General features: G+C 73.2%; 8 protein-coding genes. 4 read left to right on the forward strand and 4 right to left on the reverse strand.

What is annotated here, in order from left to right; translation table 11 throughout:
- The first annotated feature begins 30 nt into the window (after nucleotides 1-30).
- The 3 genes from AWB92_RS21755 (at nucleotide 31) to AWB92_RS21765 (ending at nucleotide 2,810) form a co-directional block, all read left to right on the forward strand.
- Nucleotides 31-513 (forward strand): VOC family protein, encoded by a 483-nt coding sequence (locus tag AWB92_RS21755; RefSeq protein WP_085189330.1) that lies wholly within the window; start codon nucleotides 31-33, stop codon nucleotides 511-513.
- Nucleotides 514-658: 145 nt separating this feature from the next.
- Entirely contained in the window at nucleotides 659-1,564 is a 906-nt protein-coding gene (locus AWB92_RS21760) for an alpha/beta fold hydrolase (RefSeq protein WP_085189332.1), read from the forward strand.
- A 4-nt stretch (nucleotides 1,565-1,568) separates the two neighbouring features.
- A complete protein-coding gene (locus AWB92_RS21765) occupies nucleotides 1,569-2,810 on the forward strand; it encodes a WS/DGAT domain-containing protein (RefSeq protein WP_085189334.1) in 1,242 nt (413 codons plus the stop codon).
- A 3-nt stretch (nucleotides 2,811-2,813) separates the two neighbouring features.
- On the opposite strand, the gene AWB92_RS21770 is transcribed toward AWB92_RS21765, so the two are convergent.
- From AWB92_RS21770 to AWB92_RS21780, 3 genes are read right to left on the reverse strand one after another with little or no spacing between them, the layout of a single operon-like run.
- Nucleotides 2,814-3,428: a MarR family transcriptional regulator gene (locus AWB92_RS21770; protein WP_085189336.1), complete on the reverse strand. Its 615-nt coding sequence runs from the start codon at nucleotides 3,426-3,428 to the stop codon at nucleotides 2,814-2,816.
- The gene (locus AWB92_RS21775; protein WP_241523542.1) at nucleotides 3,425-5,179 is read right to left on the reverse strand and encodes a pyruvate, phosphate dikinase; all 1,755 of its coding nucleotides are present in this window, start codon (nucleotides 5,177-5,179) and stop codon (nucleotides 3,425-3,427) included. The genes AWB92_RS21770 and AWB92_RS21775 overlap by 4 nt, the downstream gene beginning before the upstream one ends.
- Nucleotides 5,097-5,762 (reverse strand): NAD(P)-binding domain-containing protein, encoded by a 666-nt coding sequence (locus AWB92_RS21780; protein ID WP_346962957.1) that lies wholly within the window; start codon nucleotides 5,760-5,762, stop codon nucleotides 5,097-5,099. The genes AWB92_RS21775 and AWB92_RS21780 overlap by 83 nt, the downstream gene beginning before the upstream one ends.
- Between AWB92_RS21780 and AWB92_RS21785 the strand changes: the two genes are divergently transcribed.
- Nucleotides 5,761-6,273 carry a DoxX family protein gene (locus tag AWB92_RS21785; protein WP_085189338.1) on the forward strand — a complete coding sequence of 171 codons (513 nt, stop codon included), beginning with the start codon at nucleotides 5,761-5,763 and terminating at the stop codon, nucleotides 6,271-6,273. The two genes, AWB92_RS21780 and AWB92_RS21785, sit on opposite strands and share 2 nt — an antisense overlap.
- 86 nt (nucleotides 6,274-6,359) lie before the next feature.
- Here the strand turns inward: AWB92_RS21785 and AWB92_RS30200 are convergent.
- Nucleotides 6,360-8,501 (reverse strand): PE family protein (locus AWB92_RS30200; RefSeq protein ID WP_193791418.1); only part of this gene is annotated, 2,142 nt, incomplete at its 5' end.

Raw genomic sequence — 8,501 nt, forward strand, 5'->3', positions numbered from 1 at the left:
ACACCTACGACGAATGCAAGGAGAACGGCCATGCCATCGATTACGCCCTCGCTCTGGTTCGACAACAACCTGGAAGAGGCGGCGGAGTTTTACACCTCGGTGTTCCCCAACTCGCGGATCGAGGGCTTCAACCGGACGACGGAGGCCGGCCCCGGGAAGCCGGGAACGGTCCTGTCGGGCAATTTCGTGCTGGACGGCGCCCGGTTCATCGGCATCAACGGCGGCCCGCACTTCCACTTCAGCGAGGCGGTGTCCTTCACGATCCACTGCAAGGACCAGGACGAGGTGGACTACTACTGGCAGCGGCTGACCGACGGCGGCGAGGAATCGCAGTGCGGTTGGTGCAAGGACCGCTTCGGCCTGAGCTGGCAGGTCATCCCCGACCGGCTCTACGAATTGATCGGCGACCCCGATCGGACGCGCGCGGCGGCGGCCACCGCGGCGATGTACGGCATGCGCAAGATCATCATCGCAGACCTGGAGCGCGCGGTGGCGGGGGAGCTGACCCGGTAGGCGGGATCGAAAGGCATTGCTGCGGCGTGGATCTGGTTGATCTCAACGGGGGGTCGGTGCGTCCCGGGCGCGCAGGCGTTAGGTTGGTCGGTGCGGACGCGCCGAACAGGAGTGAACATGGCCGAGGATGCCCAGGGGGACCGGGGTGGGTGAACCGGGCTGGATCGACGTGCCCGGCCCGGCCGGGGATCTGAAGGCGCTCACCTGGGGGCCACCGGACGCCCCGATCGCGTTGTGCCTGCACGGCTTCCCCGACACCGCGTACGGGTGGCGCAAGCTCGCTCCGCGACTCGTCGAGTCGGGGTGGCGGGTCGTCGCGCCGTTCATGCGCGGGTACGCGCCCTCGTCGATCCCGACCGACGGCGATTTTCACGTCGGCGCGCTGATGGACGACGCCCTGCGGGTGCGCTCGGCCGCGGGCGGCACCGAGCACGATGTCGTGATCGGCCACGACTGGGGGGCCATGGCGGCGACCGGCCTCGCCGCGATGCCCGACAGCCCGTTCGCCAAGGCGGTGATCATGTCGGTGCCGGTCACGGCGGGCTTTCGTCGCCGGGGCGGCGTGGCCGAGCGGGCGCGGCTCATCGGCCACCTACCGCCGCAACTGCTGCGCAGCTGGTACATCCTCTACTTCCAATTGCCTTGGCTGCCCGAGCGTTCCGCGTCGTGGGTGCTGCCGCTGCTGTGGCGGCGGTGGTCGCCGGGCTACCACGCCGACGAGGACTTGCGCCACGTCGACGCCGCGATCGGCACGCCGGAGAGCTGGCGGGCGGCGCTGGGACCGTACCGTGCCACCATCCGCGCGCCGCGGCCGCCGGAGAAGTACGCCGAGCTGAACCGGCTGTGGACCGAGGCGCCGCTGCTGCCCTGTCTCTACCTGCATGGCCGCGACGACGGTTGCATGACATCGGCTTTCACCCAGTGGACGGAAAAGGCGCTGCCCGCGGGCAGCGAGGCCGCCATCGTGGACCACGCGGGGCATTTCCTGCAGCTCGAACAGCCGGACAAGGTCGCCAACCTGGTGCTCACGTTCATCGGCTCGCCCGGCTAAGGCCATGACGGCGCGGCGGATGGCGGCCGTCGATGCGCAGTTCTACTGGATGTCGGCCAAGGTTCCCAACGACGAGTTCCTGCTGTACGCGTTCGACGGCGAACCCGAGGATCTCGGGGGCGCGGTCGAGCGGGTGTGCCGGCGGGCGCGCGAGTGCCCCGGCCTGACGGTTCGGATCCGGGAGCGCGGCCGGCTGGCCTACCCCCGGTGGGTGCCGGCGGTGGTCGATCCGGAATCGGCGGTCCGTCACGACCCGGCCGTCCGGGATTGGAGCGAATGCCTGACGGCCGTGGCCGGCCTTGCGGCGGACCAGCTGGACGCGCGCCGGATGCCGTGGCGGCTGCACGTGTTCACCCCGGTGCGGGGCGTTCCGGGGGTGCGCGGAGCGGGCACCGTCGCGGTCCTGCAGATCGCGCACGCGTTGGCCGACGGCGCGCGGGCGGCGGCGATGGCGGCCTGGCTTTTCGGCCGCGACGCGCCGGTGCCGGAGGTGGCCCGGCCGTCGGCGGGGTTCTTGCCGTGGCGGGCCGTCGATGCGGCGCGCGCCCATCGGCGGCTGATTCGCGACACCCGGGCCGGGTTGCTGACGCCGGCGCTCGGGCCCCGTCCGTTGCAGGCCACCAACGCCCGCCCGGGCGCCGCGCGATCGGTGCGCACGCTGGTCCGGCGTCGCTCGCAATTGCGCGGCCCCACGGTCACCGTCGGGGCGCTGGCCGCGGTGTCCACCGCGCTGTCCACGCTGCTCGGCGAGGGGACAGATTCGCTGGGTGCTGAGGTGCCGATGGCTAAACCAGTTGTGGCACAGGCGAATAATCACTTCGGCAACGTGGTCGTCGGGCTCTACCCGGAGCTTGGAGTCGATGCCCGGCTCGAGCGCATCGCCGCCGACCTGGCCAACGGCCGGCGCCGTTTCGAACATCCGGCCACGCGTGCGGCGGACCGGGCGTTCGCCGCGGTGCCCGCGGGGCTACTGCGTTGGGGCGTAGCGCAGTTCGACGCCGACGTCCGCCCGCCCCAGGTGTCCGGGAACACCGTGGTGTCCAGCGTCAACCGCGGGGCCGCCGACCTGAACTTCGGCGGCGCCCGGGTGGTACTCACGGCCGGGTACCCGGCGCTGTCGCCGGCGATGGGCCTGACTCATGGCGTGCACGGCATCGGCGACACCGTGGCGATCAGCGTGCACGCCGCCGAGTCCGCCATTCCCGATATCGACGAGTACGTCCGGCTGTTAGATGCCGTGCTGTGAGAGCTATTGCGCGTCATCCGATTTCGCCGCCTCTTCACGGGTCATGCCCATGGCGCCGATCAGTTCCTCGTGTAGCTCGAACCACACGGTGTGGTAGGAGTCGATGAGCGGTCTGGCCAGCCAGGCGGTATCGCCGGCCTTCACCTTGTCCAGCGCCGCGCACAGTTTCGCCGCGTAGGCGGTCAACCGCGGCAACTGCGCCGCGGCGGCGTCGATGATCGGCAGCACCCGCGCGTGCACGCCGTCGAGGCGCGCCAGTATCGCGCCGTCGTATTCGGCGTCATCGTGGGTGTTGGGGGTGCCGTTCGGGCCGCCCTTGAGCTGCCAGTCGGTGACCAGTGACTTGAAATCGGTGTTGACGGGCCGGAAGTCGTCGTACGCGGCGGCCATCGCGGCCGGGTCCACCCCCGCGCGCTCCTCGTCGAGCAAGGCCTGCAACCGGGCGCGCCCGCTGGGGCTGATCCGCAACGCCGCGCCGTCGACCAGTAGCCCCGACGCGGTCAGCCGCTCCACGATGGCGGCGATGTCCCCGGGATCGCGGCCCAGGGTCGCGGCCAGGTCGGCCGGACGCACCCGCCCCTTCAGCCGGACCGCTTGGAGCACAACCAATTCGGTCACGTGGCGACCCCTGCCGTTAGCCGCAGAGCGGTCAGCATGACGATCAGCGGCTTGGGCGAAACCACGTCGGTGCGCCCTTCGTCGATGGCGGCGCGCACCGCGGCGTCGGAGGTGTCATCGAGCCTCGGATGGTCGCCGGCGGCGTGCGCGCGCAGCGGGCTGATGCGCCGCGCGATGTCGGCCAGCTCGCGCAGTTCCGGCGTGTCGTCCTCCGACCACGCCGACAGGCTCAGATTGCCCTCGCGCACTTCGCCTTCGGAGCCGTCGACGGTGACCTGGCGGCCGGCCAGGGCGGCCGCGGCGCCGCGGCCACAGCCCACCACCGCCACCCGGCCCAGTTCGCGGCTGACGACCGCGGCGTGGCTGGCGGCGCCGCCGACCTCGGTGACGATTCCTTGGGCGGCCAGCATGCCCAGGACGTCTTCGGGTCGGGTGTGATCGCGCACCAGGATGACCGGTTCGCCCCGGTCGGCCGCGTCGAGGGCCTCGTCGACGTCGGTGTACGCGGTGCCGGATGCCACACCCGGGCACGCCGGCAGTCCGGCGGCCAAAAGTGGTGCAGCCAAACGTGTTTCTGGCTGTAACGAGGGCTGCAGCAAAGCCTTGACATGCGCCGGCGTCACCCGGCGCAGCGCCTCGGTGTCGTCGATGAGCCCCTCGTGGCGCAGTCGGAGGGCGAGCCGCACGGCGGCCTGCGCCGAGCGCTCGGCCGCCCGCGTCTGCAGCAGCCACAACTTGCCGCCGTCGACGGTGAACTCGATCTCCTGGACGTCGGCCGCGAGCCGCTCCAGGCGGCGGGCGGCGTCCGTCAGCTCGTGGTAGACGGCGGGTTGATCGTCGCGCAGGGCCGTGATCGGCCCCACGTCGACCAGTCCCGACACCACGTCGTCGCCCTGCCCCCCGGGAAGCCACTCGCCGAAGGGCTCGTCGGCGCCCGTTATCGGGTTGCGCGAAAAGAACGCTCCTGCACCGGAGTTGGGGCCGCGGTTGCCGAACACCATCGCCTGTACGACGACGGCGGTGCCGCCCCGATCGTCGAGGCCGTAGTGGGCGCGGTAGGCGACCGCGCGGGGCGAATCCCAGGAGGCGAACACCGCCTCGATCCCGGCGCGCAGCTGTGCGTAGGGGTCGGCCGGGGCCGGCCTGCCCACGATTCGCTGATACATGTGCGTGAAGCGCCGCCGGGTGTCGCGGGCGAACTGGGGGCCGCCTTCGGCCGCCAGTGCGTCTTCGACGGCGTCGTTCATGCCCAAGTCGAGGATCGTGTCCATCATGCCGGGCATGGAGTGCGTGGCCCCCGAGCGGACGCTCACCAACAGCGGCCGCGGGCCCCGCCCGAAGGTGCGCGACGTCTGCGCCTCCAGCCAGCGCATCCGGTCGAGCACGTCGTCCCAGATCGCGTCCATCGTCGCGGCGGGGTCGGCGAGGCAGTTGCGGCCCACCTCGGTCGTGAGGCAGAACGCGGGCGGTACCGGCAGGTGGTGCCGGCGCATCGCGTCGATGCCGTGGCCCTTGTTGCCGAGCAGCTCTCTCGGGTGACGCGCGTCGCCGTCGAGCGCGACGACGGCCGCGTAGTCCGGGGTGCCCTCCTCGCTTCGGGTCGTGGTGCACCCCCTCGTCGTGCGGCACGCTTTGCCGGGACCGTCCCGGCGGGCCTCGACGAGTATGTCAGGACTGCCCGCGCAGCAGCCCGAAGCCGAAGTTGGTGCCCAGCCCGCGGCGCAGCGCCAGGTGGATCCACAGCAGCCCATAAGGCTCGAGCAGGCGCGCCAGTGCCAGGTCGCCGACGTCGACGGTCTCGAAGCCGAGTTCGCCGACCAGCCCGGCGGTGACCGCCTTGGCGTCGTCATCGTCGCCGCAGACGAACATGACCGGTCGGCCCGGCAGTTGGGGGGCGTCCATCATCGGCGCGCCGATCTGGTTCATCGCTTTGCAGACCCGGGCGCCGGTCGCCCACTTCGCGACTTCTTCGGCGCCGGAGTTGTCGAACCCGACCTCGAGCGCCGTGACGTCCGGTGTCAACGGGTTGGTGCAATCGATGAGGACTTTGCCCGACAGGTCGCCGCAGCCCTGCACCGCCGCCTGCGTGCTCTGCCACGGCGTGCACAGCACCACGACATCGGCTGCCGTGCTGGCGAATTCGTTGGTCTCGACGGAACCCAGCGACGCGTATTTCGGGTCGTCCGGGCTTCGGACACCGAACATGATCCGGTGGCCCCGATCGGCCCACGCGGTGCCCAATGCTTTTCCAACATTGCCGGCACCAATGATCGCGATCTTGATGTCGGGCTCCTCTCCGGATCTCGGACCGCTACCCGCTAGGTTTGCACCTATGAATGTGTATGACGTCGGGTTACTGCTCCTGCGGCTGGTGCTGGGACTGACGCTCGCCGCGCACGGCTTCAATAAGTTCTTCGGCGGCGGCCGGATTCCGGGAACCGCTCGGTGGTTCGAGAGCATCGGCATGAAGCCGGGCAAGTTCCACGCCACCGTGGCCGCCATCACCGAGGTGTCCGCCGGGCTGGGCCTGGCGGCCGGGCTGCTTACGCCGATCCCGGCCGCGGGCTTCGTCTCGCTGATGCTGGTCGCGGCGTGGACCGTGCACCGGGCCAACGGCTTCTTCATCGTCAAGGAGGGCTGGGAGTACAACCTGGTGCTGGCGGTCAGCGCCGTCGCGGTGGCCACGCTGGGTCCCGGCCGGCTCAGCCTGGATTACCTGATTTTCGGCGACAAGCTGTGGTTCCCCGGCTGGCCCGGCCTGGTGATCTCCGCGGGGCTCGGCCTGGCCGGTGCCGTCGGGCAGTTGCTGATCTTCTATCGGCCGCCGGTCAAGCAGGCGGGGTAGCCGCCTCCGGCGCCGCGACCGTAACGCCACTGCGAGGATCGGCCCGATTTGTCGCAGTGGCGTCATGCTCGTGCAGCGTCGTCCGGCTAGGGCGTCCCGTTCTTCCCGTTCTGGCCCAGCAGCAGCCCGCCGTTCCCGCCGGTGCCCGGTGTGCCGGGCGGCGTGCCGATTTCGCCGTTGCCGCCGTTGCCGCCGTCGCCGATTACGACGGCGTTGCCGCCCTTTCCGCCGTTGCCGCCGACACTGCCTCCGGCCCCGCCGTCGCCGCCGTCGCCGAACAACCCTGCAGTGCCGCCGGCCCCACCGGCGCCACCGGGATTGCTGAACACCGGGGCCCCAGCTCCGCCGGAGCCGCCGTCGCCGCCGTCGCCGTCCAGCAGGCCGGCGTTGCCGCCGGCGCCGCCGGACCCGCCGCTGAACCCGCCGCCGCCGCCGGTGCCGCCGGCGCCGCCGTCGCCGAAGAGCATGCCACCGTTGCCACCGGCGCCGCCCGCCCCGCCGGTGCCGGTGCCGTCGTTGCTGCCGCCGGTGCCGCCCGCCCCGCCGGCCGCGCCCATGCTGAGCAGGCCGGCGTTGCCGCCGTGCCCCCCCGCCCCGGCGGTGGTTTGGCTGTTTCCGCCGGTGCCGCCGTTGCCGCCGGCACCGAACAGCCCGCCGTTGCCGCCGTTCCCGCCGGCCCCACTGCTGCCGTTGAGGCTGCTGAACCCGCCTGCCCCGCCGGCTCCGCCGTCGCCTGAGAGCATGCCGCCCGCTCCGCCGGCCCCGCCCGCGCCGCTGGTGAGGCCGAACCCGCCGTTTCCGCCGACCCCGCCACTGGCGAATATCCCCCCATTGCCGCCGGCTCCGCCGGCGCCGCCGGTGCTTGCGCCGCCCACCCCGGGTGTGAAGGCAACTCCGCCGTCGCCGCCGTCCCCGGCGGCGCCTGCGAGGGTGCCGGCGTTGCCGCCCGCCCCACCGGCTCCGCCGGTGGCGCCGTTGGGTGCCCTTCCGCCGGCTCCGCCGGTTCCGCCGGAGCCGAACAGCCCCCCGTTGCCGCCGGCCCCGCCCGTCCCGCCGTTGCCAGTTGCCGACGCGCCGCCCGTGCCGCCGGAGCCGCCGGCGCCGAACAGCCCGCCGCCGGCCCCGCCGTGGCCACCGGCAGCGCCGGCCGCGCCGGAGCCGCCGATCCCGCCGTTGCCGAACAGGAGCCCGCCGTCCCCGCCGGCGGTGCCCGTCCCTGCAGCGCCGTTGGCGCCGTTGCCGATCAGCGGGCGCCCGGTCAGTGCCTCGGTGGGCGCGTTGATCGCGTTGAGCGCCTGCTGCTGAATGGTGTGCAGCGGGTTGGTGCTGGCGGGAGCGTTGAATCCATCCAGGCCCACCAGCTGACCGGCGATGCCGCCCGCACCGGTCGTGCCCCGGGTCGCGCCGAGCCCGCCGTTGCCGCCGTTACCGCCGTCGCCGATCAGCATGCCGCTGCCACCGGCGCCACCCGCGCCGCCGGTGCTGCCGGCGGCGGCCTCGCCGGCTCCTCCGCTACCGCCGCTACCGCCGTTCCCGATGAGCCCGGACCTGCCGCCGGCGCCACCTGCGCCGCCCAGAGCTGTTCCGCCGTCCCCGCCGGCGCCGCCGGCGCCGCCGGAGCCGGTGAGCAGGCCGGCATTGCCGCCGGCCGCGCCTTTCCCGCCGTTGGTGGGGCCAAACCCGCCGTTGCCGCCGGCCCCGCCGTCGCCGAAGAGCAGGCCGCCGTTGCCGCCGGCCCCGCCGGCCCCGCCGTTGCCGGTCGCCGGGGTGATGCTTTCGCCGCCCGTGCCGCCGGCGCCTCCGGCTGCCATGCTGAGCATGCCGGCGTTGCCGCCGGTCCCGCCTGCTCCGCCGCTGGCCCCGCCGTGCCCGCCGCTGCCGCCGTTACCGCCGCCGCCGAATAGCCCGCCGGTGCCGCCGGCACCACCGAGCCCGCCGGTCTGGCCGTCGCTGGATCCGCCTGCCCCGCCGACCCCGCCGCTCCCGAACATTCCGCCGGCGCCCCCCGCTCCACCGGCGCCACCGGTCCCGTCCAGGGTGGTGCCGCCGACTCCGCCTGCCCCGCCACTGGAGAACAGCCCGCCGGCCCCGCCGGCGCCGCCGGCGCCGCCGGCTTGGGTGACGCTGTCGGCGTGCCCTCCGGCGCCACCGGTCCCGGCCGCGCCGGCGAGCAGGCCGGCGTTGCCGCCGGCCCCGCCTGCCCCGCCGGCCGCCTCCGAATTCCCGCC

Source organism: Mycobacterium sp. IEC1808 (genome assembly GCF_002101935.1).
Lineage (GTDB): Bacteria > Actinomycetota > Actinomycetes > Mycobacteriales > Mycobacteriaceae > Mycobacterium.